Genomic DNA, 26,367 nt, shown 5'->3' on the forward strand with positions numbered 1-26,367 from the left:
CTACAGCCAGCCCCGGCGTTTGAACAGCCGGTACAGCAGCACCTCGAGGGCGGCCATGGCCGCGATCAGCACCGGATACGACCACAGCCAGGTCAGCTCCGGCATGTGCTCGAAGTTCATGCCGTAGATTCCCGCGATCATCGTGGGGACCGCGGCCATGGCCGCCCACGCGGAGATCTTCCGCATGTCGTCGTTCTGCCGGACGCTCGTCTGCGCGAGGTGCGCCGACAGGACGTCGGAGACGAGGCGGTCGAGGCCCTCGACCGCCTCGTTCACGCGCGTGAGGTGGTCGCTGACATCGCGGAAGAAGGGCTGCGCCTTGTCGTGCACGAAGGGCACCCGCGAGCCCAGCAGACCCGTACCGACCAGCCGGGACAAGGGCTGCGCCAGCGGGCCGGTGGCCCTGCGGAACTCCACGATCTGCCGTTTGAAGTTGTAGATGCGGGACGCCGTGTGCCGTGCGCCCCCGCCGGTCGGCGAGAACACCTCCGCCTCCAGCTCCGCCAGGTCCGTGCCCAACTCGTCCGCCACGTCCACGTAGTGGTCGACCACGGCGTCGGCGATCGTGTACAGCACCGCCGTGGGACCGTGCCGGAGCATCTCCGGCTCGTGCTCCAGACGGCTTCGTACCGCCGCCAGCGGGGCCTCCTCGCCGTGCCGGACGGTCACCACGAACGAGTCGCCGATGAAGACCATCACCTCGCCGGAGGTGACGACGTCGCTGTCCGGGTCGTACCCGACCGGCTTGAGGACCATGAACAGCGAGTCGTCGTACACCTCCAGCTTGGGACGCTGATGAGCGTTCAGCGCGTCCTCCACGGCCAGCGGATGCAGCCCGAACTCCTCGGTGACCTTGTCGAACTCCTTCTCCGTGGGTTCGTACAGGCCGATCCAGACGAACGCGTCGTCCTGGAGGCGGCACAGATCCAGGGCGTCGGAGATGTCCCCCGGCCCCGGTATCCGGCGGCCGTCCCGGTAGATGGCGCAGTCGACGATCACGGAGCGTATTCTCCCGCCGTCCGCCCCCAAGCGCACCCCGTCGTGCGCCTACCCTGGGCGGCATGCCCACGCTGATCCTGGTCCGGCACGGACGTTCCACCGCCAACACCGAGGGACTGCTCGCCGGGTGGACGCCCGGCGTCGCTCTCGACGAGCGCGGGGCCGAGCAGGCCGCCGCACTGCCCGGACGGCTCGCCGAGCTGCCGCTCTGCGAGGTCGTCGCGAGCCCGCTCCAGCGCTGTCAGGAGACGATGCGGCCGCTCCTCGAAGCCCGGCCCGGACTCACCGCGCACACCGACGAGCGGATCGGGGAGTGCCACTACGGCGACTGGTCCGGCCGCAAGCTCGCCGAACTCAAGGACGAGCCGCTGATGGAGGTCGTGCAGGCACACCCGTCGGCTGCCGCGTTCCCCGGCGGTGAGTCGATGCGGGCGATGCAGACCCGGGCCGCCGAGGCCGTACGCGAGTGGAACGCGCGCGTGGAGCGCGATCACGGCGGTGACGCCGTGTACCTGATGTGCTCGCACGGCGACATCATCAAGTCCCTTGTCGCGGACGCACTGGGTCTTCATCTCGACCTCTTCCAGAGGATTTCCGTTGAACCGTGTTCCATCACCGCGATCCGTTACACACGCCTGAGGCCGTTTCTCGTACGCCTCGGGGACACCGGTGATTTCGCGTCCCTCGCCCCGCGCGAGGAGCCGCCGGCCGGTGACGCGACGGTCGGGGGCGGCGCGGGCGCACCGTGATCGTTCGGCGCAGTAGGGTGAAGCGGTCGAAGCAGCGCCGTACTCACGATTCCAATGGAGACAGGACGTGTCCCGTCAGGTGTTCCTCTACGACCCCCCGGACCGCTTCGTGGCCGGTACGGTCGGACTGCCCGGGCGCCGTACGTTCTTCCTTCAGGCCACCGCAGGCTCCCGGGTGACCAGCGTGGCCCTGGAGAAGACCCAGGTCGCAGCCCTCGCCGAGCGCATGGACGAGCTGCTCGACGAGGTCGTACGGCGTAGCGGAGGCAGCGCCTCCGTCCCCGCCATGGCGCCCTCCGAGATCGCCGACACCGAGCCGCTGGGCGCCCCCATCGAGGAGGAGTTCCGCGTCGGCACCATGGCCCTTGCCTGGGACGGCGAGGAGCAGCGGATGATCGTCGAGGCGCAGGCCCTGGTGGAGCTCGACGCCGACTCCGAGGAGGACCTCGCCGAGGCCGAGGAGCGGCTGCTTCAGGACGAGGAGAACGGGCCCCCGATGCTGCGGGTCCGGCTCACCGGCGCGCAGGCGCGAGCCTTCGCCAAGCGTGCCCTGGACGTCGTCAACGCGGGGCGGCCGCCGTGTCCGCTGTGCAGTCTCCCGCTCGACCCGGAAGGACACGTATGTCCGCGCCAGAACGGATACCGCCGCGGAGCGTGACCTCGGTGGAGCTGCTCACCGAGGGTGAGCTCACCGTGCGCGGCCGCATCCGCGAGGCGTCCAACGCGGCGCTGTTCTGCACGGTGGCGTACGAGGGGCAGGAGGCGTCCTGCGTGTACAAGCCGGTCGCCGGTGAGCGGCCGCTGTGGGACTTCCCCGACGGGACGCTCGCGCAGCGCGAGGTCGCCGCGTACGAGATCTCCGAGGCGACCGGCTGGGGGCTCGTACCGCCCACCGTGCTGCGGGACGGGCCGTACGGCGAGGGCATGGTCCAGCTCTGGATCGAGGCTGCGCCCGAGGCCGAGCTGCTCGCCCTGGTCGACGGTGAGGAGCCCGAGCCCGGCTGGAAGGCCATCGGGTTCGCCGAGGTCGGCGAGGGGAGGACCGCGCTGCTGGTGCACGCCGACGACGAGCGGCTGCGGCGCATGGCCGTCCTTGACGCCGTGATCAACAACGCCGACCGCAAGGGCGGGCACCTGCTGCCCACCGAGGACGGCCGGCTGTACGGCATCGACCACGGCGTCACGTTCAACGTCGAGAACAAGCTGCGGACCCTGCTGTGGGGCTGGGCGGGGGAGCCGCTGACCGGGGAGGCCGTCGAGGTGCTCGGCTCCCTGCGCAAGGGGCTGGAAGCGGGCGGCGAGCCGGCCGTACGCCTGGCCGGCCTGATCACGGCCGCCGAGGTGGAGGCCACGCGCGCGCGTGTCGAGGCGCTGCTGACGTCCGGGAAGCACCCGGAGCCGAGCGGGGAGTGGCCGGCCATTCCCTGGCCGCCCGTGTAGGAGCACACTCCGGAGGTATCGCGCGCAGCACAGCGGCCGGCATCGCGCAAGAACGCCTCACCGGCCATCCGGCCTGGTCCGGTTCGTGTACGGAACATCCGTCCGGTTAGGCTCATGACATGTATGCCTGGCCCGCTTCTGAGGTCCCCGCCCTGCCCGGTGAGGGCCGCGACCTGAGGATCCACGACACCGCGACCGGGGGCCTGGTCAGCCCCGACCCCGGTCCCGTCGCCCGTATCTACGTCTGCGGCATCACGCCGTACGACGCCACCCACCTGGGACACGCGGCGACCTACAACGCGTTCGACCTCGTGCAGCGCGTGTGGCTCGACACCAAGCGCCAGGTTCACTACGTCCAGAACGTCACCGACATCGACGATCCGCTCCTGGAGCGCGCCGAGCGTGACGACATCGACTGGGCCGCCCTCGCCGAGAAGGAGACGGCCCTCTTCCGCGAGGACATGACCGCCCTGCGCATGCTGCCCCCGCAGCACTACATCGGCGCGGTCGAGGCGATACCCGGCATCGTGCCGCTCGTGGAGCGGCTGCGGGACGCGGGTGCCGCGTACGAACTCGACGGCGACATCTACTTCTCCGTCGAGTCCGACCCGAACTTCGGCAAGGTGTCCCACCTCGACGCCGCCGCCATGCGGCTGCTGTCCGCCGAGCGCGGCGGCGACCCGGACCGTCCGGGCAAGAAGAACCCGCTCGACCCGATGCTGTGGATGGCCGCACGCCCGGGCGAGCCCAACTGGGACGGCGGTTCGCTCGGACGCGGCCGGCCCGGCTGGCACATCGAGTGCGTCGCCATCGCCCTCGACCACCTCGGCATGGGCTTCGACGTCCAGGGCGGCGGCTCCGACCTCGCCTTCCCGCACCACGAGATGGGCGCCTCGCACGCCCAGGTGCTCACCGGCGAGTTCCCCATGGCCAAGGCCTATGTCCACGCCGGCATGGTCGCGCTGCACGGCGAGAAGATGTCCAAGTCCAAGGGCAATCTCGTCTTCGTCTCCCAGCTGCGCCGCGACGGCGTCGATCCCGCCGCCATCCGGCTCGCCCTCCTCGCCCACCACTACCGGGCCGACTGGGAGTGGACCGACCGGGTGCTGGAGGACGCCGTGGCCCGCCTCGACCGCTGGCGCGCGGCGGTGTCCCGGCCCGACGGACCGCCCGCCGAGGCGCTCGTCGAGGAGATCCGCGAGGCCCTGGCGAACGACCTGGACGCCCCGGCCGCGCTCGCCGCGGTCGACCGCTGGGCCGCCGCGCAGGAGGAGAGCGGCGGTACGGACCCGGGAGCCCCCGGCGTCGTATCGCGTGCTGTGGACGCACTGTTGGGCGTGGCTCTCTAGCCGCACCCCGGGACAACCGCGGACACGAGAGGGGCGCTTCCTCCCCACGGGTGGAAGCGCCCCGACGCGTTTGTTTCAGGTGCCCGTCAGATGCTCAGGCGTCCGTCAGAGACGCTGGATCCGGACGCTGCGCAGCACACTCGGCGACTGGGTGTCCCAGATGCCGATCACCTGTTGGCCGAACGCGAAGGCCTGCTGGATCTGCTGGTGGATCTGCGGGTTCGGGTTGTTCAGGACCCGGAACTGGTTGTTGATGCGCAGGAAGATCTGATGCGGCTGCCCCTGCAGCGGGTGGACGATGTCGATGAAGCCGTTCGCGACGCCCGAGGCCAGAGCCTGCGCCTGGACCTGCTGGACGACCTGCTGCACCGCCGCCAGCGCGACCTGCTGCAACTGCTGCTGCATCTGCTGCTCGGCCTGCTGTGCCTGCTGATCCTGCTGCTGGCCCAACTGCTGGCCGCCGAACTGCTGCTGGCCCAGCTGCTGCTGGGGCTGCTGCTGCCCGAACTGCTGGCCGAGCTGCTGGAGCAGCTGCTGGTAGGGCTGTTGCTGGCCGAGCTGCTGGAGCTGCTCCAGCGAACCGCTCATGCCCATGCCGGACGGCTGCTGCTGGCCGTAGCCCTGCTGCTGTCCGTACGGCTGCTGTTGGTACGGCTGCTGTTGGTACGGCTGCTGTTGGTACGGCGACGTGCTCGGGAACTGCTGGCCCTGCTGTTGTCCCATGTGACTCATCTGCGGGGTGGTGCTCATACGGGTGTCACCTTCCCTTGATGTGATGGGCTGCGTCAGCCGGTGATCACCAGGCCGACGATCTCGTCGTCCGAGAACCACACTCGGACATCGGGCCGTCCCCCCGCGAAGGCGGTGTGGACCGCCTGGCGGATCTCCGGGGACGGGTGGTTGAGGTTCCGCCACTGGCCGGCCACGAACAGCCGGAGCCGGGGCGGGAGTTCACGCGGATACGGCAGCAGCTCGTCCCAGTACCGCTCGGCCCGGCCGGAGCCGACCGCCTGCGGCACCAGATGGGTGACGGCCGCCTTGATGTCGGGCCGGTTGCCGATCCGCTGGGAGGCGGGCCGGCCCGGCGCGTCCTGCTGCGGGGAACCCGTCGCCCGCAGCACGGCGCGCGCACGCTCGGGGGACATCGGCGGCTGGCCGGCCACCTTGAGCATGCCCTGCAGCGAGGCCAGCGCGCCGACCACGACCGGGGAGGCGGACGACGTCCCCGAGAACGTGTCGGTGTACCAGGCGATCTCCTCCGGCCCGCCCTGCAGATCGCCGGGCCGGTCCCAGGAGCCGCCGGTCGTCGTCACCTCGCGCCCCCAGCCCTGCGCGTCCACCCGGGCGCCGTAGTTGGAGAACGCCAGCCGTGAGCGGTCGGGGCCGTGGTCGCGGCCGTGGGTGCCGGGCGGCGGGGCGCCCGCACCGACCAGTACGGCGCCGGAGGACGGGTTGGAGGGGTTGAACGGGTTGCGCCACACCTCGGGGAATCCGTCCGGGCGGCGCTCGTAGACGGCGTCGTCGAGGGACTCGGCGCCGTTGCCCGCGGCGGCGACCACGAGGACGCCCTTGGCGGTGGCGTGGCGGACGGCGGCGAAGTCGTCCGGCCACCATTCGAGAGCGACGTAGCCGCGCTGGTCGTCGCGTTCGGCGTACTCGAACCGAGGGCCCGGGCGGTGGAGTTCGATCAGCAGGATGTCGCCGGGGGCCAGCCGGTCGGCCGCCGCATGGATCGCCCCCGCCGTGCCGATGCCCTGGAAGGACGCCGCCGCGGTCACCGTGTCCGGCACGATGCCGGTCACGCCGCGTTCGCCCCGGTCACCGCCGACCACACCGATCACGGCGGTGCCGTGGTTGCGCCAGGCGAGGTCGGTCAGCGGGGTGCCGACGACGACGCCGGCCAGTTTGGCGGCCAGGTCCTCGTGGCCGAGCTGCCAGGAGCCCTCCACGTCGATCACGGTGACGCCCTGACCCGTGCCGCCGGGCCGCTGCCAGGCCCAGTGCGCGTCGACGCCCTCGGGCGCGGGCCGCAGATAGCCCTGCCGGCCGCTGAAGTCGGGCGTGACCGGCGTGCCCTCCTTCAGACGCCCGCTGTCCTCCCCGATCCGGCCGAGGGAGGCGGGCACCGCGCCCGGCTTCACATACGCCGTGTCGATCCCCGGCAGCGCGGCGATACGGGCGCGCAGTTCCTCGGCTCGGCTCTCTCCGCCGCGTACCCGGTAGAACAGCGCGAGGTCGGGCACGTCCTGCGCGCCGGTGACCTGCTGCAGCCGTTCCTCGCTGCCGAACAGGGGCTGAAGTGCCAGCTGTTCGTCAGTCAGGAACATGTTGAGTGCCGAGACATCGGCGCCCGCCACCGACCGTACGCCCTCGGCCCGGGCACGCAGCCGGGCCTCGGGCCGGGCGACGACGATCAGTTCCTGCTCGGCTCCTCGATAGGTGAATCCCGCTCCGTCGGGCCCCGGCCCGGACGCTCCCGGGCCCTGCGCCGGCTGTGCCTGGTCGGTCATCGTCTGCCGCTCCCTTCGGTCCTGCGGGTGGCAAGTGCGGGTGGTGCGGCGCGCCTTCGTGGGACAACCAAGCACTCGCGGAGCGTTCCGTCCAGACCGTTTTCGCCAACTCGGTTTGGAAACAAGTTGAATTGGGCAACGTGTGCATTCCGGCTGGAAACAGCTGTCACGCGGCAATCGGGTCAGATGTGTCCAGTCGCTGTCGAGAGGCTGTCTACGGCTGCGGGGGCGGTCGGCGTGTGGTGGGGTGGAGGGGTCAGTTGACCGTTGGACCGGCCGACGGCCGGTCCTGTCCGCGGAAGGACGCATCGTGGCCCCCGAGCACCGCTCCTTCGCACCTCATCTCACCCGCCGCAGCCTCCTCACGGCCGGCGCCGCCACCGCCGGTGCCGTACTCGTCGGGTCCGCCGGCGCCCCCGCCACGGCGGCCGGAAAGACCCGGCCCACCGTGATCCACCTCCCGAACGGCTTCCGCCCGGAGGGCATCACCATCGGCGGCGGACCGTACGCCTACCTGGGCTCCCTCGGCGACGGCTCGATCCATCGGGCCGACCTGCGCACCGGCGAGGGTTCGATCATCTCGGCCGGGCCGGGCACGCCGTCGGTCGGCCTCAAACTCGATCACCGGGGACGCCTGTTCGTCGCCGGACGCGGCCAGGGCGCCCGCGTCGTGGACGCCCGCAGCGGCAGGATCCTCGCCTCGTACGTTCTCACCACGGCGACCCCGACCTTCGCCAACGACGTGTTCCTGACCTCGCGCACGGTCTGGTTCACCGACTCCTACCAGCCCGCGCTCCACGCCCTGCCGCTCGGCCGGCGCGGCGAACTGCCGGACGCGGACGAGGTCGTGACGCTTCCCCTCAGCGGCGCCTGGAGCCAGGTCCCGGGCGAGGTCGTCAACGCCAACGGCATCACCGGCACCCCCGACGGCTCCGCGCTCCTGGTGGTGCAGTCCGGGGTCGGCGGTCTGCACCGCGTGAACCCGCGCACCGGCGTCACCGAACTGGTCGACCTCGGCGACGCGGCCCCGCTCACCAACGGCGACGGGCTGCTGCTGACCGGGCGGACGCTGTACGTCGTCCAGAACCGGCAGAACGCCATCGACGTGTTCAGGCTTGCCGCCGACGGCCGCAGCGGCGTCTTCCGGCGCCGGATCACCGACCCGCTCTTCGACGTACCGACCACGGTGGCCGCGCACAGGGGCCGCCTCTACCTGCCCAACGCGCGCTTCACCACGACGCCGACACCGGAGACGACGTACGACGTGATCTCCGTGCCGGTGTGATCTCCGTGCCGGCGTGATCTCCCGTGCCGGCCCGACGAGCTCCGTCCCCGTGAGGCGAGCGAGGGCGGTGCGCCCGGCGCACCGCCCTCGTCGTCACTCCTCCGACGACTCGTCGTCGTCCGTGCCGCTCGGCCTGGGAGGCTTGGGCGGCTTCGTACGGCCGCCGGGGTTGTCCTTCAGGAAGGGCCCGGTCTCCCCGCCGTCCGCCGTGGCGTGCCCGCCCGCCGACGGGCTGCCGCCGTCCCGTCTGCGCAGATACCGCTCGAACTCGCGGGCGATCGCCTCACCCGACGCCTCCGGCAGCTCCGCCGTGTCCCGGGCCTCCTCCAGCGACTGCACATACTCCGCGACCTCGCTGTCCTCGGCGGCCAGCTGGTCCACGCCGACCTGCCAGGCGCGCGCGTCCTCGGGCAGCTCGCCCAGCGGGATGCGTACGTCGATCAGGTCCTCGAGCCGGTTGAGCAGGGCCAGCGTCGCCTTCGGGTTGGGCGGCTGCGAGACGTAGTGCGGTACGGCGGCCCACAATGACACCGCGGGTACGCCGGCGTGCGTGCACGCCTCCTGGAGGACGCCGACGATGCCCGTCGGGCCCTCGTACTTGGTCTCCTCCAGGTCCATGCGGCGGGCCAGGTCCGAGTCGGACGTGGTCCCGCTGATCGGGACCGGACGCGTGTGCGGGGTGTCGCCGAGCAGGGCGCCCAGGATGACCACCAGCTCCACGCCCAGCTCGTGGGCGAAGCCGAGGAGCTCGTTGCAGAACGAGCGCCACCGCATGGATGGCTCGATACCTCGGACGAGGACGAGATCACGCGGCTTCTCGCCGGTGATGCGAACCACCGACAACCTTGTCGTGGGCCACGTGATCTTGCGCACTCCGTCGTCCATCCACACCGTGGGGCGGTTGACCTGGAAGTCGTAGTAGTCCTCGGCGTCCAGCGCCGCGAACACTTCGCCCTTCCACTCCCTGTCCAGATGCGCGACCGCGGTGGAGGCGGCGTCGCCGGCATCGTTCCAGCCCTCGAACGCGGCCACCATGACCGGGTCGATCAGCTCGGGAACCCCCTCGAGCTCGATCACCCAGTGCCTCCTTCCGACGTGCCCTCGCCTGACGACCCAACCTTACGGCGTGCGACGGGGGCGCCCGCAGCCCCCTTGCATGGGGGAGTGAACGGATCACTGCCCCGTTCACCACCCCGGAACACCCCGCAGTCATCCGAGCTGTGTCCTGGCCGTGGGGTGCGGTTGACGGTCCCGTCACCCACTCGTGTGGCAGCGGCCGCAACCCGCTCCCGGCGTGGCCGACCTGCGGAACTCTTCGTCGGGTGAGCGGAGTTGCCCCAAGGTCGCGCGTACGGCGCGCCGGGATCGTCTATCTGGCCCTGTTCGCCGCGGGCACACTGGGGGCACTGCTGATCGCCCCGCGTGTCGAGGACCCGGCGGCCGTGGTCGCGGCGCTGCTGCCGACGGGGGCCGGCGCGTATCTGGCATGGAGCGCGTATCGGGCGGACCGCGCCGAGGCGGCGTCCGCGGCGACGGACCCCGCGGTCGTCGCCGACCGGCTCGCCGTCGCCGTACGACGGCAGTGGGAGGCGGAGGCGCGGGCGCGGCGGCTGGCGGACCCGTATCCGCTGCCGGTGTCCTGGCGGGGCGCCGACGCCGACCTGGCCGAGGTGACGGCGGGGCCGGCGGGCCGGGACGGGGAGATCGGCGCCGTCTTCACGGACCGCGTCCCCGACCGGCGGCTGCTGGTGCTGGGGGCGCCGGGGTCGGGGAAGACGCTGTTGCTGGTACGGCTGCTGCTCGCGCTGATCGAGAACCGGACGGCGGGCGATCCGGTCCCCGTGCTCTTTCCCCTGGCCTCCTGGGACCCGACGGCCGTGGATCTGCGGGCCTGGATGGAACGGAAGCTGGTGCAGGACCACGCCGAGCTGGGAGCGGCGGCGCCGGGGGAGTACGGGGAGACGACCCTCGCCGAGATGCTGCTGGAGCGGCGTCGGGTGCTGCCGGTGCTGGACGGGTTCGACGAACTGCCCCCCGAGATGGGCGGGTTGGCGCTGCACCTGATCGCCGAGGCATTGCCGTACGGCTGTGGTCTGGTGCTGTCCAGCCGTCCGGCGGAGTACCGGGCGGCGCTTCGCCCCCGGACGGGGGTGCCCGCGCGGCTGACGGGTATGGCGGGGATTCACCTCGAACCCTTGGGCGCCGACGACGTGGCCGACTATCTCCTGCGCGGCGCGGGCGGCCATGGTGCGCCGGCGGCGACGCGGTGGGAACCGGTGGTGGCGGTGCTGGGGACGGACGCGCCGGTGGCGCGGGCGCTCGGCAGTCCGCTGATGGTGTCGCTGGCCAGGACCGTGTACAACCCCCGGCCTGGGGAGGTCGAGGGCGAACTGCCGGATCCCGCCGAGCTGTTGCGGTGCCCGGCGCGAGGGGCGGTGGAGCGCCATCTGCTCGATGCCTTCGTCGCTGCCGCGTACCGGCCGCTCCGGGAGCGCCCGTGTCCGTGGACCCCCGGCCGGGCCCGGCACGCGCTGCGGTTCCTGGCGCGGCACATGGAGCGGGGCGCGGACGGGGCGGCCGAGGTGGCGTGGTGGAAGCTGGGCCAGGCTGTGCCGGGCGCCCTGCCTCAGGTACTTGCCGGTGTGCTGCTGGGCGTCCTGGGCTGGCTGGCCGAGGGCGCGATCATGGAGGTGATCCAGCTGTTCGCGCCGCAGGTGCCGTCGCCGACCCGGTGGGAGGAGCGGGGCGGACTCGGGGTGGTGGCGGCCGGGATCTGCGGCGGGCTTGCGGGCGGCCTCGCGGCGGGCCTGGCCACCACGCTGCTGTGCGTGGCGGCGGTCGCTCCCGGCGTACCCGCCGCGCTCGTCCTGCACCGCCTGGCCGACGGCGGTTCGCTGGCGCTCGTCGGAGTGGTCATCTCCGGGTTCGCCTTCGGCAGCAGGACCGCCGTACGGCGGCCCGCCGACTGGGACTGGCGGCTCCCGGCGACGGGATGCGCGGCCGCGATCTGCTACGCACTCTGCTTCGGCAACGCCTGCGGGACCGTCAGCGCCGTGCTCTACGGCCTGATGGCGGCGGCCGTCGGCAGGGACGGCGTGGGCGCGGACCCCGCCTGCCCCGTGGCCCGGGTGCGCTGGCACTGGAGCCCGCGGGGCGTGAGCCGGGGACTGCTGGGCGGGCTGCTGCTGGGCGGCAGCATCCTGATCGAGGGCCTGCTCGCGGACGTCCTCTCGGGCGGGGCCGCCCGGATGTACATCGCGCCCGCCGATCCCGTTGCGTCGGGTTGGGCGGCACTGCAGGTGGGCGCGGTGTTCGCGGTGTCCTGCCTGCTGGTGAACGGCCTGCGGACGGTGCCGGTCGACCTCGGCGTCTGCGTCGAGGGCCGCGCCCTCCTGGCCAACGACCGGCGCACGCTCGGCACCTGTGTGCTGACGGCGGCGGTGCTCGGCGCCCTGGTGATCGGCACCCAGGGCTGGTGCGCCACCGTCTGGGGCTCGACGGGCGTGTGGGGCGGGGCCGCCACCGAGGGCCGGTACTGGGCCTACGCCGTCGGGCTGGTCCCCTCGCTGCTGACCGGGCTGGCCATCGGCATCCGTCAGTCGGCCTGGAGCCGGTACGCGGTGGCCCGCGGCTACCTCGCCCTGCGCGCCAAGGTGTCCTTCGACCTCATGGCCTTCCTGGCCGACGCCCACGAACATCACGGGGTTCTTCGCCGCACCGGCGCCGTCTACCAGTTCCGCCACATCGAGTTGCAGCACCGCCTGGCCGGCCCGGACCTCAGCCCCTGACCCCTGACCCCCGACCCGACTCACAGAGTGGAGCGCAGCCACTGCTCCACGCTCGCGATGTGCACCGTCGCCCACGACCGGGCCGCCTCCGCGTCGCGGTCCCGCAACGCCTCCAGGATCGCCCGGTGTTCGTGCAGGGTCCGGCTCACCGCGTCCTCCTGGGTGAGGCCGCGCCAGATGCGCGCTCGCGTGGTGGGCCCGGACAGGCCGTCCAGCAGCGAGCACAGGACCGAGTTCCCCGAGCTCTGCACGATGCCCCGGTGGAACTCCAGGTCGCAGGCGACCAGCTCCTCCACCGACGGGTCGTTGCCGAGCTTGTCCAACTGGTTCGTCAGCGCGCCCAGTTGCTGCTCGCTGATCCGCGACGCGGCCATCGCCGTGGCAGCCGGCTCCAGGATGCGGCGTACGGCGAGGAACTCCAGCACCGTGTCGTCGCGGTGGAAGTCGACGACGAAGCTCAGCGCCTCCAGCAGCAGTTGCGGATCCAGGCTCGTGACGTACGTGCCGTCGCCCTGCCGTACGTCCAGGATCCGGATCAGCGACAGGGCGCGCACGGCCTCCCGCAGGGAGTTGCGGGACAGCCCGAGTTCCGCGGCCAGTTCGCTCTCCTTGGGGAGCCGGTCGCCGGGGCGGAGCGCGCCGGAGACGATCATGCCCTTGATCTTCTCGATCGCCTCGTCGGTGACTGCCATGGCCGGCCTCCCTGCCGTTCAGGATGTCGTGCAAGACATCCGATGTCTGACGCCATTATGCGGGGTCGACCGAGAGGGCGACCTATACTCCGGATCCATGGCCGACGCAGCGACCTCACCGGACCCCGACCTGGTCAGCGCCCTGCGGGCGTTGTCGAATCCGGTGCGCCTGCAGTTGCTGCTGTGGCTGCGTGAGCCCGAGCGGCACTTCCCCATGGACAAGGCCATCGCCGATCCCGGCGAGGTCGGGGTGTGTGTGAGCCACATCCAGGCCAAGGCCGGGCTGGCCCAGTCGACGGTGTCGGCGTATCTGGCGGAGTTGCAGCGGGCGGGGCTGGTGCGGGCGACGCGGGTGGGGAAGTGGACCCACTACCGGCGCGACGAGCGCCGCATCGCCGGGCTGGTCGCCCAACTCGGGGAGACCCTCTAGTCGTTGGCGTGTCTCACGCCGGGCGTGGCGTGTCTGTTGCGTCTCATATCGAGAATCTGCGATATTCCGATCCATGATGAATCTGGGAACGTTCGGCATCTACACCTTCGACTTCGAGCACCAGCCGGCCACGCAGGTACGCGACTCGGCCCAGGAGCTGGAGGAACGGGGATGGCGGGCCCTGTGGGTCCCGGAAGTCGGCGGTCGCGAGGCGCTCACGCACGCCGGCTTTCTGCTCGCATCCACCGAGCGGTTGCACGTCGTCAACGGCATCGCCCAGATCTGGTCCCGCGAGGCCCGGGCGACGTACGGCGCGAGCGCGCTGCTGGCCGACGCCTACCCGGACCGCCATGTGCTCGGCCTGGGCTTCGGCGGGCTCAAGAGGCCGGGCGTCAAACCGCTGGCGGCCATGGCCGACTACCTCGACGAGCTGGACGCCCTCGCCAAGGAGTCACCCGTCCCCGCCCCGCGGACCCCGGTACGGCGCGTCCTGGCCGCGTACGGCCCCAAGATGCTCGCCCTGGCCCGGGACCGCTCCCTAGGCGCGCACACCTACCACGTCAACACCGCCCACACCGCCTCCGCGAGGGAGATCCTCGGCCCGGACGCCTTCCTCGGCGTCGAGCACCCGGTCCTCCTCGAGCCGGACCCCGCCCGGGCGCGCGCGACGGCACGCGAGCATCTGGGGCCGTACCTCAACACCCCGTACAACCTCGCCAAGTTCCGCAGGCTGGGCTACTCGGACGAGGAGATCGAGCACGGCGGCAGCGACCGCCTCGTGGACGACCTGGTGTTCTGGGGAGACCTGGACACGGTGGCCGACAAGCTCCGGGCCCATGTGGCGGCGGGGGCCGATCATGTCGCCGTCCAGGTGATCGGCATCGAGCCGGGCGGATCCGCGTCGGCGCACCGGAGGCGGCTCGGCGAGGCGCTGCTTGCCTGAGAGACGGAACCTGAGGGACAGAACCCGATGGACGAAAGGGGCGGCTCCGTCGGCATGGAGCCGCCCCTTCCGGTGGTGGCCGGCCCCGGTGCGGAAGGGGCCGCCCTCGTGCGGTCCGGCCTGGTCAGGGGAGTGGCCGGACCTGGCGCCGTGGGAGGCTCATCCGGCGAAACCCTCCCTCGGCGCGTGCGAGGTCACTTCTTGTCGAGCAGGTCCTGCACCTTCGCCCGGACGTCGTCCGTCGCCAGACCCCGGATCGTCAGCGTCGTGCGGCGGCGCAGCACGTCGTCCTGCGTCTCGGCCCACTCGTTGTCGCGGGCGTAGACGACCTGGGCCCAGATCTCCGGGGCGTCGGGGTGGACGCGCTCGCCGAGCTCCGGGTTCTCGTTGGCGATGCGGGCGATGTCGAAGGCCAGCGAGCCGTAGTGGGTGGCCAGGTGCTTGGCGGTGTCGGCCGCCATGCGCGGACCCGGCGCCGGGCGGTCGGTCAGCAGTCGGTGGGCGACCGCGCGCGGGTTGGCGATGCCCGGCAGCGGCAGCTTCTTCGGCAGCGAGGCGATCGGCTCGAAGTCGTCGCCCAGCGGGTGGCCCGGCAGCGCCTCCAGCTTCTTCATGATCGTGCGGCCGATGTGCCGGAAGGTGGTCCACTTGCCGCCCGCGACGGACAGCATGCCGCCCGTGCCCTCGGTCACGACCGTCTCGCGCTTGGCCTTCGCCGTGTCACCGGGGCCGCCCGGCAGCACGCGCAGACCCGCGAAGGAGTAGGTGATGAGGTCGCGGTCCAGCTGCTGGTCCCGGATGGAGAACGCGGCCTCGTCCAGGATCTGGGCTATGTCCTTTTCCGTGACCGCGACGTCCGCCGGGTCGCCCTCGAACTCCTCGTCCGTGGTGCCCAGCAGGAGCATGTCCTCCCAGGGCAGGGCGAAGGTGATGCGGTACTTGTCGATCGGGGTCGCGAGCGCGGCTTTCCACGGTGCGGTCCGCTTCAGGACCAGATGCGCGCCCTTCGACAGACGGATCGACGGTGCGGCATTGGGGTCCTCCATCTTGCGCAGGTGGTCGACCCACGGGCCGGTCGCGTTCAGCACGAGGCGGGCGTTGACGCCGAACTCGTCACCGGACACGCGGTCCCGCAGGTCCGCGCCGGTCACCCGGCCCTTGGTGAAGCGCAGACCGGTGACCTCGGCGTGGTTGAGCACGACCGCGCCCGACTCGACGGCCCCGCGGACCGTCATCAGCGCCATGCGCGCGTCGTTCATCTGGTCGTCGCCGTACACGGCCACGGCCTTGAGGTTGTCGGTGCGCAGCTCGGGCACGTCCTGCGCCGCCTTGGCGGGCGAGAGGAGGTGTCCGACGCCGTCACCGAACGCGGAGAGCGCGGAGTAGGCGAAGACGCCCGCCCCGAGCTTCGCGGCGCCGTGCGGCCCGCCCTTGTACACGGGGAGGTAGAACGTGAGCGGGTTCGCCAGGTGGGGGGCCACCTGGCGGGAGACCGCACGGCGCTCGAAGTGGTTCTCCGCCACCAGCTTCACCGCGCCGGTCTGCAGGTAGCGCAGACCGCCGTGGAGGAGCTTGGAGGAGGCGGAGGAGGTGGCACCGGCGAAGTCGCCGGCGTCGACCAGAGCCACCCTGAGGCCGGACTGCGCGGCGTGCCAGGCGGTGGAGATGCCGAGGATGCCGCCGCCGATCACGAGAAGGTCGTACGACGCCTTGGCGAGCTGCTCCCGGGTCTCGGCGCGGCTCGGATTGGAGCCGGAGGCCGGGTGCGTACCGAGGGCAGGCACGGACTGCAGGGTGGTCTGACTGGTCATTTCGGGTTCTTACTCCTCATCAGAGTTCGAGAGCTGGCGAGTGCTGCTCTCAGCTCTCGTCGTCCTCGATCCAGCCCATGGTCCGCTCGACGGCCTTGAGCCAGTTCTTGTACTCACGGTCGCGGGTCTCCGCGTCCATGTGGGGGGTCCACTCGGCGGCCCGGCGCCAGTTGGCGCGCAGTTCGTCGGTGCCGGACCAGAAGCCGACGGCGAGACCGGCGGCGTAGGCGGCGCCGAGGCAGGTGGTCTCGGCGACCATCGGGCGCACCACGGGTGCGTCCAGGACGTCCGAGAGGGTCTGCATCAGCAGGTTGTTGGAGGTCATGCCGCCGTCGACCTTCAGGGCCACCAGCTCGTCGCCGGAGTCCTTGACCATGGCGTCGGCGATCTCCCGCGTCTGCCACGCGGTCGCCTCCAGGACGGCACGCGCGAGGTGCGCCTTGGTGACGTACCGGGTCAGGCCGGCGATCACACCGCGGGCGTCGGAGCGCCAGTGCGGGGCGAACAGGCCGGAGAAGGCCGGTACGAAGTAGGCGCCGCCGTTGTCCTCGACCGAGAGCGCGAGCGTCTCGATCTCGGCGGCGGTGGAGATCAGGCCCATCTGGTCGCGCATCCACTGCACCAGCGACCCGGTGACGGCGATCGAGCCCTCCAGGGCATACACCGTCGGCTCGTCGCCGATCTTGTAGCCGACCGTGGTCAGCAGGCCCGCGTACGAGTTGATGATCTTGTCGCCGGTGTTCATCACCATGAAGGTGCCGGTGCCGTACGTCGACTTGACCTCGCCCTCGGAGAAACAGGTCTGGCCGAACAGGGCCGCCTGCTGGTCGCCGAGCGCGGAGGCGACGGGGATACCGCCGAGCAGGTCGCCCAGCTTGCCGCCGGTGACCTCGCCGTAGACCTCGGCGGAGGACCGGATCTCCGGCAGGATCTGCAGCGGCACGCCGATCGACTCGGCGATCTTCTCGTCCCACTCCATGGTGTGCAGGTTCATCAGCATGGTGCGGGAGGCGTTGGTGACGTCGGTGACGTGCTTGCCGCCGTCGGCACCACCGGTCAGGTTCCAGATGACCCAGGTGTCCATGGTGCCGAAGAGGATGTCGCCGGCCTCGGCGCGCTCCTTGAGGCCCTCGACGTTGTCCAGCAGCCAGCGGGCCTTGGGACCGGCGAAGTAGGAGGCGAGGGGCAGACCGGTCTCGCGGCGGAAGCGGTCCTGGCCGACGTTGCGGCCGAGTTCCTTGCAGAGCCCGTCGGTGCGGGTGTCCTGCCAGACGATGGCGTTGTGGACGGGCTCACCGGTGTTCTTGTCCCACAGCACGGTCGTCTCGCGCTGGTTGGTGATGCCGATGGCCTTGATGTCGTCGCGGGTGATGCCGGCCTTCTGGATGGCTCCGGCGACGACCTCCTGGACGTTGGTCCAGATCTCGTTGGCGTTGTGCTCGACCCAGCCCGGCTTCGGGAAGATCTGCTCGTGCTCCTTCTGGTCGACGGAGACGATCCGGCCGTCGCGGTCGAAGACGATGCAGCGGGAGGAGGTGGTGCCCTGGTCGATGGCGGCGATGAAGGGCCCGGCGGTGTGGGCGTCGGTCACTGTGTGCTCCTGGAAGTTCCGTGGTTATGGGGCTTTACGTACGGCGCGTGCTGAGAGTTTCGGTGCTTCTCACTCAAACGGGTGAAGCTCGTACTCCTAAGCAAAAGCGACGTTGTATATGCCTGCCGCGATGGCGCCGCCGATCAGCGGACCGACCACCGGGATCCAGGCGTAGCCCCAGTCGGAACCGCCCTTGTTGGGCAGGGGCAGAAGGGCGTGGACGATACGCGGACCGAGGTCACGGGCCGGGTTGATCGCGTAGCCGGTCGGGCCGCCGAGCGACAGACCGATCGAGACGACCACGAGCGCGGTGATCAGGGCGCCCAGGGTGCCCAGGCCCTTGCCGCTGTCGTTCAGGCCCTGCGTGAGGACCGCGAGCACCAGCACGACGGTGCCGATGATCTCCGTGGCGAGGTTCTGCACCGCGTTCCGGATCTCGGGACCGGTGGAGAAGATGCCCAGGACCGGGCCGGCGCCCTTCTCCTGGGCCTCGACGGCCTTGGCCGCCGTGGCCTGCGCACCCGGACCGCCGACGATCTCCTTGTCGGTGAGGTGGGCGTGGAACTGGCCGTAGTAGGCGACCCACACCAGCGCCGCACCGATCATGGCGCCGAGCATCTGTCCCGCGAAGTACGTCGGAACGTTGCTCCAGTCGCTGTCCTTGATCGCGAGCGCGACGGTCACGGCCGGGTTCAGGTGGGCGCCGGAGAGCGGCGCCGAGGTGTAGACCGCCGTAAGCACTGCGAAGCCCCACCCGAAGGTGATGGCGAGCCAGCCGGCGTTGCGGGCCTTGGAGGCCTTCAGCGTCACAGCGGCACAGACGCCGCCGCCGAGCAGGATGAGTATGGCGGTACCGATGGTCTCGCCGATGAAGATGTCGGAGCTGGACACCCGCGACTCCTTTGTCCTTCGTCCAGGGGAAGCCGAACCTCCGGGTCCCTCCGGTGGTTCGCGTCGCCCTCGGGTGAGAGCGGCGCCGGCCCTTGGCGTTGTCACACTCTAGCGCGTATTGCCGGTAGGTGTTCGACAATGCCGACCGATGGACGGGAGCTTGCCCCGGCGTCACACATGCGTCAAGGGTCGCGTCGTCGAATGTGCGATCGTTGTCGCTTGTGTTGATTTGTCGACACCAGTGACGGCAGTGCCGGGGAATGGCGAAGCACCGGAACGTCCTACGACGTCCCGGTGCCCACTTCTCGCCCCGTTCGGCTTCTCAGAACCGCCCGGCGCCCAGGTCCCGCGACACCGCGCGGGCGCAGTCCCGCACCGCCGCGACCAGCTCCGGGCGCAGCTCGCCGTCACGGCACAGCCGCTCCACGGCGCCGGTGATGCCGACCGAGCCGACCGGCATACGGCGCCGGTCGTGGATGCAGGCGGCGACAGAGGCGACGCCCTCCCAGGTCTCCTCGACGTCGGCCGCGTAGCCACGCGCGCGTGTCACGTCGAGGATGTGCTCGAAGGCGTCCAGCTCGCACACGGTGCGGTCCGTGAAGGCCTTGCGGTCGGCCTCGATGACCTCGCTGTGCGCGACCGGGTCGTACGCCGACAGGACCTTGCCCAGGGCCGTGGAGTGCAGCGGCTGCATGGCGCCGATCTCCAGCACCTGCCGGCTGTCGTCGGGGCGGAAGACGTGGTGGACGATCAGTACGCCCTGCTGGTGCAGCACGCCCAGATAGACGCTCTCCCCGCTGGAGCGGGCCAGGTCGTCCGTCCACACCAGGGCGCGGGCCCGCAGCTCGTGCACGTCCAGATAGGTGGTGCCCAGGCGCAGCAGCTCGGCGCCCAGCTGATAGCGCCCGGACGCGTCGTCCTGCTCGACGAAGCCCTCCTGCTGGAGGGTGCGCAGGATTCCGTGTGCGGTGCCCTTGGCGAGGCCCAGCGACGAGGCGATGTCGGACAGGCCGAGGCGTCGCTCACCGCCTGCGAGGAGCCGCAGCATCGCGGCCGCCCGTTCGAGCGACTGGATGTTCCGTGCCATCGCCGTGCTGCCTCCGTCCCCTTCGAGCGTCGACCGTGCGACGTCGCTGCCGCCGTTCGGCAATGTCGAACACTACCGGTCGATGCCGACCTCCCGCCAATGGTCGGCGGTTATCCGTCCCTTGGTGTTGCCCCACCCGTGGCCGAAGATCGACCCTGCCGTCATCCTCGTCCCGCCTCGTGGACCGCCTGACCGTTCGACGGCAGTCCCGGCTACCCTTGCGGCGTGCGCCCACTGCGGACGGATCCGTAAAGGGCGCAAAGCCGACAGCCGTCGCACTCCAGGGAGCCCTTACATGGCCTCGTTGCCACCGACCCCTTCCGCCGACAGCCGGACCCGTGTGTCCGCGCTCCGCGAGGCGCTCGCCACCCGAGTGGTGGTCGCCGACGGAGCGATGGGCACCATGTTGCAGGCCCAGGAGCCCACACTCGAGGACTTCGAGAACCTTGAGGGCTGCAACGAGATCCTCAACCTGACCCGCCCCGACATCGTCCGCTCCGTCCACGAGGAGTACTTCGGCGCGGGCGTGGACTGCGTCGAGACGAACACGTTCGGCGCCAACCACTCGGCCATGGCCGAATACGACATCGCCGACCGGGTGTACGAGCTGTCCGAGGCGGGCGCCCGTATCGCCCGCGAGACGGCCGACGAGTTCGGCGCCCGTGACGGCCGCCAGCGGTGGGTGCTCGGCTCGATCGGACCCGGCACGAAGCTGCCGACCCTCGGCCACATCGGCTACGGCGCGCTGCGCGACGGCTTCCAGGCGAACGCCGAGGGCCTGCTCGCCGGCGGCGCGGACGCCCTGATCGTGGAGACCACGCAGGACCTCCTGCAGACGAAGTCGTCGATCCTGGGCGCCCGCCGCGCCATGGAGGCGACCGGCGCCGAGGTGCCGCTGCTGGTCTCCATGGCCTTCGAGACCACCGGCACCATGCTGCTCGGCTCCGAGATCGGCGCCGCGCTGACCGCGCTGGAGCCCCTCGGCATCGACATGATCGGCCTGAACTGTTCGACCGGCCCGGCCGAGATGAGCGAGCACCTGCGCTACCTCGCCCGGCACTCCCGCACGCCGCTGCTGTGCATGCCGAACGCCGGCCTGCCGATCCTCACCAAGGACGGCGCCCACTTCCCGCTCGACCCGGAGGGCCTGGCCGACGCCCAGGAGACCTTCGTACGGGACTACGGCCTGAACCTCATCGGCGGCTGCTGCGGCACGACCCCCGAGCACCTCAGGCAGCTCGTCGAGCGGGTCCGGGAGGCCACGCCCGTGGAGCGCAGGCCTCAGCCCGAGCCCGGCGCGGCCTCCCTGTACCAGACGGTGCCGTTCCGGCAGGACACCTCCTACCTGGCCATCGGCGAGCGCACCAACGCCAACGGCTCGAAGAAGTTCCGCGAGGCCATGCTGGCCGCACGCTGGGACGACTGTGTGGAGATGGCCCGCGACCAGATCCGCGAGGGCGCCCACATGCTCGACCTGTGCGTCGACTACGTCGGCCGGGACGGCGTCGCCGACATGGAGGAGCTGGCCGGCCGCTTCGCCACCGCCTCCACGCTGCCGATCGTCCTGGACTCGACCGAGGTCGACGTCATCCAGGCCGGTCTGGAGAAGCTCGGCGGGCGCGCGGTCATCAACTCCGTCAACTACGAGGACGGCGACGGCCCCGAGTCCCGCTTCGCGAAGGTCACCGAGCTCGCCCGCGAGCACGGCGCCGCGCTGATCGCGCTGACCATCGACGAGGAGGGCCAGGCCCGCACCCCCGAGAAGAAGGTCGAGATCGCCGAGCGGCTGATCGAGGACCTGACGACGAACTGGGGCATCCTCGAGTCCGACATCCTCATCGACACCCTGACCTTCACCATCTGCACGGGTCAGGAGGAGTCCCGGGGGGACGGCATCGCCACCATCGAGGCGATCCGCGAGCTCAAGCGGCTCCACCCCGATGTCCAGACCACCCTCGGCCTGTCGAACATCTCCTTCGGCCTGAACCCGGCCGCCCGCATCCTGCTCAACTCCGTCTTCCTCGACGAGTGCGTCAAGGCGGGCCTGGACTCGGCGATCGTGCACGCGTCGAAGATCCTTCCGATCGCCCGCTTCTCCGAGGAAGAGGTCCAGACCGCCCTCGACCTCATCCACGACCGCCGCGCCGAGGGCTACGACCCGCTGCAGAAGCTCATGGCCCTGTTCGAGGGCGCCACCGCCAAGTCCCTGAAGGCCGGCAAGGCCGAGGAACTCGCCGCCCTCCCGCTGGAGGAGCGCCTCAAGCGCCGCATCATCGACGGCGAGAAGAACGGCCTGGAAGCCGACCTCGACGACGCCCTCCAGGCCCGCTCCGCCCTCGACATCGTCAACGAGACGCTCCTGGACGGCATGAAGGTCGTCGGCGAGCTGTTCGGCTCCGGCCAGATGCAGCTGCCGTTCGTGCTCCAGTCCGCCGAGGTGATGAAGTCCGCCGTCGCCTTCCTCGAACCGCACATGGAGAAGACGGACGCCGACGGCAAGGGCACCATCGTGCTGGCCACGGTGCGCGGCGACGTGCACGACATCGGCAAGAACCTGGTGGACATCATCCTGTCCAACAACGGCTACAACGTGGTCAACCTGGGCATCAAGCAGCCCGTCTCCGCGATCCTGGAAGCCGCCGAGGAGCACCGGGCCGACGTCATCGGCATGTCCGGGCTGCTGGTGAAGTCCACGGTGATCATGAAGGAGAACCTGGAAGAGCTCAACCAGCGCGGTCTCGCGGCCGATTACCCGGTCATCCTCGGCGGCGCGGCCCTCACGCGCGCGTACGTCGAGCAGGACCTGCACGAGATCTACGAGGGCGAAGTCCGCTACGCCCGCGACGCCTTCGAGGGCCTGCGCCTGATGGACGCCCTCATCGGCGTCAAGCGGGGCGTGCCCGGCGTGCAGCTGCCCGAGCTCAAGCAGCGCCGGGTCAAGAGCGCCACCGCGACGGCCGTACTGGACGAGCGCCCCGAGGAAGGGCACGTCCGCTCCGACGTTGCTGTCGACAACCCGCTGCCCGAGCCGCCGTTCCGGGGCACCCGCGTCATCAAGGGCATCCAGCTCAAGGAGTACGCGTCCTGGCTCGACGAGGGCGCCCTCTTCAAGGGCCAGTGGGGCCTGAAGGAGACCCGCAGCGGCGACGGACCGTCGTACCAGGAACTCGTCGAGACCGAGGGCCGCCCGCGGCTGCGCGGCCTGCTCGACAAGCTCCAGACGGAGAACCTCCTGGAAGCCGCCGTGGTCTACGGCTACTTCCCGTGCGTCTCCAAGGACGACGACCTGATCCTGCTGGACGAGCACGGCAACGAACGCACCCGCTTCACCTTCCCGCGCCAGCGCCGCGGCCGCCGGCTGTGCCTCGCGGACTTCTTCCGCCCGCAGGAGTCGGGCGAGACGGACGTCGTGGGCCTCCAGGTCGTCACCGTGGGCTCGCGGATCGGTGAGGAGACGGCCCGGATGTTCGAGGCCAACGCCTACCGGGACTACCTCGAACTGCATGGCCTGTCCGTGCAGTTGGCGGAGGCACTCGCCGAGTACTGGCACGCGCGCGTGCGTTCCGAGCTGGGCTTCGCCGGTGAGGACCCGGCCGGCATCGAGGACATGTTCGCGCTGAAGTACCGGGGCGCCCGCTTCTCCCTCGGCTACGGCGCCTGCCCCAACCTGGAGGATCGCGCCAAGATCGCCGACCTGCTCCAGCCGGAGCGCATCGGCGTCCACCTGTCCGAGGAGTTCCAGCTGCACCCCGAGCAGTCCACGGACGCGATCGTCATCCACCACCCCGAGGCGAAGTACTTCAACGCACGCTGAGGCGACCCCCGGCCCGATTGCGGACGGGTAACAGGTGTGCCCCGAGGCACACCGGTCAAACCAGGCGCTTCGTTCGCGCAGGTCGTACACTGGACGGTCCACCGCAGGCCGGTTCCCTCCGTGGGAACCGGCCTGATCGTCCCTTCAAGGAGGTACGTGGATGACCAGCACGGTCCCCGCACCAGTAACCCGTACGGCCGACGGCTCGGCCCTGCAGGCGGTCCTCCTCGACATGGACGGAACCCTGGTGGACACCGAGGGCTTCTGGTGGGACGTCGAGGTCGAGGTCTTCGCGAGCCTGGGCCACACCCTCGACGACACCTGGCGCCATGTCGTGGTCGGCGGCCCGATGAGCCGCAGCGCCGGATTCCTGATCGAGGCCACCGGCGCCGACATCGCTCTCGCCGAGCTCACGCTGCTGCTGAACCAGGGCTTCGAGGACCGTATCGACCGCGCCCTGCCGCTGATGCCGGGCGCGGCCCGGCTGCTGGCCGAGCTGGCCGCGTACGAGATCCCCACGGCGCTGGTGTCCGCCTCGCACCGGCGCATCATCGACCGGGTGCTCACCTCGCTCGGCCCGCAGCACTTCGCGCTGACCGTCGCCGGCGACGAGGTGGAGCGCACCAAGCCGCACCCGGACCCGTACCTGTTCGCCGCGGCCGGACTGGGCGCCGATCCCACCCGGTGCGCGGTCGTCGAGGACACCGCGACCGGCGTCGCCGCGGCGGAGGCCGCCGGCTGTCACGTCGTGGCCGTACCGTCGGTTGCGCCGATCACCCCGGCCGCCCGGCGCACCGTGGTGACCTCGCTGGAAGAGGTCGATCTGGCATTTTTGCGCGGCCTGATCACCGTCTGACGACGACTGACAACGTGCGACAACTGAAATAGGGCCGGCGTTCACCCAGCGTGCAACGCCGATAGCGCGGGAATTCCGCAAGGGAATTCGAGTGGCGCCGGATGGCTGAATTCCGGTGCGCGCCAAGACCGTTCAGTTTGTGACGTTTACCACTGCCCATGGGGTCGACAGGTGGCTCGCAGTGTGCAGCACCCCCTGTGCCGAGGGTTTGGGGCGCACCTTTGTGTCCCGATTGATGGACCGGTGCACGAATCCTTCCGGTCCAAGGTTTCCGGTGCGTCCGCGACCGGCTCCACAGCGTGATGGGGCCTCAACTCCGGTCGCGGCGAACCCTCCTGCGGGCGCGGACTAACCTCGTCGCGAGAACATCGAACTTACCCCGTGATCCGCCGCGACACCCCTGCATGCCGGGTACACGGAGTCGACAGCTGGAGAAACCCGAGCATGAACCGCAAGACTTTGGTGCTGCCGGCCGTCATCGGCCTGCTTGTGCCGGTTCTCGCCGCCTGTGGTGGAACCGACAGCGGCAGCGACAGCGGCGACGCGATCGTCGTCGGCACCACGGACGCGTTCACTGCCTCGAAGGACGCTCCCGCACCGCTCGATCCGGCCTACGCCTACGACGTCGGCACCTGGAACATCCTGCGCCAGACCGTGCAGACCCTGATGATCCAGCCGCGCGGCGAGGGTGAACCGGTGCCGGAGGCCGCCCAGACCTGCGGCTTCACCGACAGCGGCAACGAGCGCTACGCGTGCACCCTGCGCAAGGACCTGAAGTTCTCGAACGGCGACCCGGTCACCGCGGACGACGTGAAGTACTCCATCGACCGCGCCCGCGCTCTCAAGGCCGACAGCGGCGTCTTCGCGCTGCTGTCCACCATCGACACCGTCGAGACCCAGGGCGACCGCGAGGTCATCTTCCACCTCAAGACCGCCGACGCCACCTTCCCGTTCAAGCTGTCCACCCCGGTCGCAGGCATCGTCGACCCGGACATCTACGCCAAGGACAAGCTGCGCGACGGCTTCGAGCTCGACGGCTCCGGCCCGTACACCCTCCAGTCCGAGGTCAAGAACGACGAGCTGGTCTCCGCCGTGTTCACCAAGAACCCCGACTACAAGGGGAGTCTGAAGGTGAACAACGACAAGGTCGAGCTGCGCAACTTCACGGACGCCGACGAGATGGGCACCGCCCTCGACAAGGGCGACATCGACCTGATGACCCGCACCATGTCGCCCGAGCAGATCCAGAAGCTGTCGGCCGACTCCGACGACACCGTCGACCTCGTCGACATGTCCGGCCTGGAAATCCGCTACCTGGCCTTCAACACCAACGACGCGTCGGTCCGTACGAAGGCCGTCCGTCAGGCCATGGCACAGGTCATCGACCGCGGCGAACTCGTCTCCAAGGTCTACGGCTCCCAGGCCGAACCGCTCTACTCGCTGGTCCCCGCCAGCATCACGGGCCATTCCAACGCGTTCTTCAACAAGTACGGCGACCCGAGCACCGCCAAGGCCAAGTCCATGCTGGAGAAGGCCGGCGTCACCACCCCGGTGAAGCTCACGCTGCACTACACCACCGACCACTACGGCTCGGCCACGAAGAAGGAGTTCGAGCTGCTGCAGAAGCAGCTCAACGACAGCGGCCTGTTCGACGTCGACATCAAGGGCGCCCCCTGGGCGACGTTCCGCCCCGCCGAGCAGAAGGGCGAGTACGAGGTCTACGGCATGGGCTGGTTCCCGGACTTCCCGGACGCCGACAACTACCTCGCGCCGTTCCTCGACAAGGACAACTTCCTCGGCTCGCCGTACGCCAACAGCACGATCCGCAACACCCTCATCCCGGAGTCCCGCCGCGTCGCCGACCGCCTGTCGGCCTCCGGCAGCCTGACGGACATTCAGGACATCGTCGCCGATGACGTGCCCGTGCTGCCGCTGTGGCAGGGCAAGCAGTTCGTCGCCGCCGGCGATGACGTCACGGGCACGGCGTACGTGCTCAACTCCTCCTCGACCCTTCAGCTGTGGGAGCTCGGCCGTGGCGTGAGCGGCTGACCTCACCCGTGCCCGGCGGCCACGACCAGGGCGCCGGCTCGGCCCGGGATCCAGGACGGGTGCCCGGGTACCTCACAACCGAC

20 protein-coding genes are annotated in these 26,367 nt (G+C 70.6%); 11 read left to right on the forward strand and 9 right to left on the reverse strand.

All coding sequences use genetic code 11. From position 1 onward, the window contains the following. Positions 1–999, reverse strand: a complete 999-nt coding sequence (corA, locus tag OG331_RS38560) for a magnesium/cobalt transporter CorA (protein WP_406205410.1) — start codon at positions 997–999, stop codon at positions 1–3. Positions 1,000–1,061: 62 nt separating this feature from the next. Here corA and OG331_RS38565 point away from each other — a divergent pair, with 62 nt between their 5' ends. The 4 genes from OG331_RS38565 (at position 1,062) to mshC (ending at position 4,537) form a co-directional block, all read left to right on the forward strand. Continuing rightward, complete coding sequence (locus OG331_RS38565) at positions 1,062–1,748, forward strand: histidine phosphatase family protein (RefSeq protein ID WP_406205413.1); 687 nt, start codon at positions 1,062–1,064, stop codon at positions 1,746–1,748. 67 nt (positions 1,749–1,815) lie between these two features. Then, positions 1,816–2,406 carry a DUF3090 domain-containing protein gene (locus OG331_RS38570; protein ID WP_406205416.1) on the forward strand — a complete coding sequence of 197 codons (591 nt, stop codon included), beginning with the start codon at positions 1,816–1,818 and terminating at the stop codon, positions 2,404–2,406. Then, positions 2,370–3,188 carry an SCO1664 family protein gene (locus OG331_RS38575; protein WP_406205418.1) on the forward strand — a complete coding sequence of 273 codons (819 nt, stop codon included), beginning with the start codon at positions 2,370–2,372 and terminating at the stop codon, positions 3,186–3,188. Before OG331_RS38570 ends, OG331_RS38575 begins: the two co-directional genes overlap by 37 nt. A 119-nt stretch (positions 3,189–3,307) precedes the next feature. After that, entirely contained in the window at positions 3,308–4,537 is a 1,230-nt protein-coding gene (gene mshC, locus OG331_RS38580; protein ID WP_406205421.1) for a cysteine--1-D-myo-inosityl 2-amino-2-deoxy-alpha-D-glucopyranoside ligase, read from the forward strand. A gap of 105 nt (positions 4,538–4,642) precedes the next feature. Here the strand turns inward: mshC and OG331_RS38585 are convergent, their stop codons facing one another. Together OG331_RS38585 and OG331_RS38590 are read right to left on the reverse strand one after the other, a co-directional pair. After that, on the reverse strand, positions 4,643–5,287 hold the full coding sequence (locus tag OG331_RS38585) for a hypothetical protein (RefSeq protein WP_406205424.1): 645 nt from the start codon (positions 5,285–5,287) through the stop codon (positions 4,643–4,645). A gap of 35 nt (positions 5,288–5,322) precedes the next feature. Then, positions 5,323–7,047, reverse strand: coding sequence for a S8 family peptidase (locus tag OG331_RS38590; protein WP_406205427.1), 1,725 nt, complete (start codon positions 7,045–7,047; stop codon positions 5,323–5,325). A 310-nt stretch (positions 7,048–7,357) separates the two neighbouring features. Here OG331_RS38590 and OG331_RS38595 point away from each other — a divergent pair, with 310 nt between their 5' ends. Continuing rightward, positions 7,358–8,332 (forward strand): SMP-30/gluconolactonase/LRE family protein, encoded by a 975-nt coding sequence (locus OG331_RS38595; RefSeq protein WP_406205430.1) that lies wholly within the window; start codon positions 7,358–7,360, stop codon positions 8,330–8,332. Positions 8,333–8,425: 93 nt separating this feature from the next. On the opposite strand, the gene OG331_RS38600 is transcribed toward OG331_RS38595, so the two are convergent. After that, complete coding sequence (locus OG331_RS38600) at positions 8,426–9,409, reverse strand: PAC2 family protein (protein ID WP_406205432.1); 984 nt, start codon at positions 9,407–9,409, stop codon at positions 8,426–8,428. A gap of 245 nt (positions 9,410–9,654) precedes the next feature. On the opposite strand from OG331_RS38600, the gene OG331_RS38605 reads away from it, so the two are divergent. Further along, positions 9,655–12,120 carry an NACHT domain-containing protein gene (locus OG331_RS38605; RefSeq protein WP_406205435.1) on the forward strand — a complete coding sequence of 822 codons (2,466 nt, stop codon included), beginning with the start codon at positions 9,655–9,657 and terminating at the stop codon, positions 12,118–12,120. 20 nt (positions 12,121–12,140) lie between these two features. Here the strand turns inward: OG331_RS38605 and OG331_RS38610 are convergent, their stop codons facing one another. After that, entirely contained in the window at positions 12,141–12,812 is a 672-nt protein-coding gene (locus OG331_RS38610) for a FadR/GntR family transcriptional regulator (RefSeq protein ID WP_328882737.1), read from the reverse strand. Between the two features lie 97 nt (positions 12,813–12,909). On the opposite strand from OG331_RS38610, the gene OG331_RS38615 reads away from it, so the two are divergent. Both OG331_RS38615 and OG331_RS38620 read left to right on the forward strand, forming a co-directional pair. Then, positions 12,910–13,242 carry an ArsR/SmtB family transcription factor gene (locus tag OG331_RS38615; RefSeq protein WP_406205439.1) on the forward strand — a complete coding sequence of 111 codons (333 nt, stop codon included), beginning with the start codon at positions 12,910–12,912 and terminating at the stop codon, positions 13,240–13,242. A 73-nt stretch (positions 13,243–13,315) separates the two neighbouring features. Continuing rightward, entirely contained in the window at positions 13,316–14,185 is an 870-nt protein-coding gene (locus OG331_RS38620; RefSeq protein WP_406205442.1) for a TIGR03620 family F420-dependent LLM class oxidoreductase, read from the forward strand. Positions 14,186–14,379: 194 nt separating this feature from the next. Here OG331_RS38620 and OG331_RS38625 read toward each other — a convergent pair whose 3' ends face one another. From OG331_RS38625 to OG331_RS38640, 4 genes are all read right to left on the reverse strand, one after another. Further along, the gene (locus OG331_RS38625) at positions 14,380–15,996 is read right to left on the reverse strand and encodes an FAD-dependent oxidoreductase (protein WP_406205445.1); all 1,617 of its coding nucleotides are present in this window, start codon (positions 15,994–15,996) and stop codon (positions 14,380–14,382) included. 49 nt (positions 15,997–16,045) lie between these two features. Further along, on the reverse strand, positions 16,046–17,587 hold the full coding sequence (gene glpK / locus OG331_RS38630) for a glycerol kinase GlpK (RefSeq protein ID WP_365062107.1): 1,542 nt from the start codon (positions 17,585–17,587) through the stop codon (positions 16,046–16,048). 96 nt (positions 17,588–17,683) lie between these two features. After that, entirely contained in the window at positions 17,684–18,478 is a 795-nt protein-coding gene (locus OG331_RS38635) for an MIP/aquaporin family protein (protein WP_406205447.1), read from the reverse strand. 322 nt (positions 18,479–18,800) lie between these two features. Further along, the gene (locus OG331_RS38640; RefSeq protein ID WP_328428845.1) at positions 18,801–19,565 is read right to left on the reverse strand and encodes an IclR family transcriptional regulator; all 765 of its coding nucleotides are present in this window, start codon (positions 19,563–19,565) and stop codon (positions 18,801–18,803) included. A gap of 295 nt (positions 19,566–19,860) precedes the next feature. Here OG331_RS38640 and metH point away from each other — a divergent pair, with 295 nt between their 5' ends. The 3 genes from metH (at position 19,861) to OG331_RS38655 (ending at position 26,284) form a co-directional block, all read left to right on the forward strand. Beyond that, positions 19,861–23,379 carry a methionine synthase gene (gene metH, locus OG331_RS38645; protein WP_406205451.1) on the forward strand — a complete coding sequence of 1,173 codons (3,519 nt, stop codon included), beginning with the start codon at positions 19,861–19,863 and terminating at the stop codon, positions 23,377–23,379. Positions 23,380–23,539: 160 nt separating this feature from the next. Further along, positions 23,540–24,235: an HAD family hydrolase gene (locus tag OG331_RS38650; RefSeq protein WP_406205454.1), complete on the forward strand. Its 696-nt coding sequence runs from the start codon at positions 23,540–23,542 to the stop codon at positions 24,233–24,235. Between the two features lie 444 nt (positions 24,236–24,679). Then, positions 24,680–26,284 carry an ABC transporter substrate-binding protein gene (locus tag OG331_RS38655; protein WP_406205457.1) on the forward strand — a complete coding sequence of 535 codons (1,605 nt, stop codon included), beginning with the start codon at positions 24,680–24,682 and terminating at the stop codon, positions 26,282–26,284. Positions 26,285–26,367 lie beyond the last annotated feature (83 nt).

This window comes from Streptomyces sp. NBC_01017 (genome assembly GCF_045162795.1).
GTDB classification, from domain to species: Bacteria; Actinomycetota; Actinomycetes; order Streptomycetales; family Streptomycetaceae; genus Streptomyces; species Streptomyces machairae.

Bases quoted from the DNA above. Each gene is read 5' to 3' on its own strand.
- OG331_RS38640 (WP_328428845.1), bottom strand. From the start codon at position 19,565: ATGGCACGGAACATCCAGTCGCTCGAACGGGCGGCCGCGATGCTGCGG.
- OG331_RS38615 (WP_406205439.1), top strand. From the start codon at position 12,910: ATGGCCGACGCAGCGACCTCACCGGACCCCGACCTGGTCAGCGCCCTG.
- mshC (WP_406205421.1), top strand. From the start codon at position 3,308: ATGTATGCCTGGCCCGCTTCTGAGGTCCCCGCCCTGCCCGGTGAGGGC.
- OG331_RS38575 (WP_406205418.1), top strand. From the start codon at position 2,370: ATGTCCGCGCCAGAACGGATACCGCCGCGGAGCGTGACCTCGGTGGAG.
- OG331_RS38650 (WP_406205454.1), top strand. From the start codon at position 23,540: ATGACCAGCACGGTCCCCGCACCAGTAACCCGTACGGCCGACGGCTCG.
- OG331_RS38585 (WP_406205424.1), bottom strand. From the start codon at position 5,287: ATGAGCACCACCCCGCAGATGAGTCACATGGGACAACAGCAGGGCCAG.
- OG331_RS38620 (WP_406205442.1), top strand. From the start codon at position 13,316: ATGATGAATCTGGGAACGTTCGGCATCTACACCTTCGACTTCGAGCAC.
- OG331_RS38610 (WP_328882737.1), bottom strand. From the start codon at position 12,812: ATGGCAGTCACCGACGAGGCGATCGAGAAGATCAAGGGCATGATCGTC.
- OG331_RS38655 (WP_406205457.1), top strand. From the start codon at position 24,680: ATGAACCGCAAGACTTTGGTGCTGCCGGCCGTCATCGGCCTGCTTGTG.
- OG331_RS38625 (WP_406205445.1), bottom strand. From the start codon at position 15,996: ATGACCAGTCAGACCACCCTGCAGTCCGTGCCTGCCCTCGGTACGCAC.
- metH (WP_406205451.1), top strand. From the start codon at position 19,861: ATGGCCTCGTTGCCACCGACCCCTTCCGCCGACAGCCGGACCCGTGTG.
- OG331_RS38590 (WP_406205427.1), bottom strand. From the start codon at position 7,047: ATGACCGACCAGGCACAGCCGGCGCAGGGCCCGGGAGCGTCCGGGCCG.
- OG331_RS38565 (WP_406205413.1), top strand. From the start codon at position 1,062: ATGCCCACGCTGATCCTGGTCCGGCACGGACGTTCCACCGCCAACACC.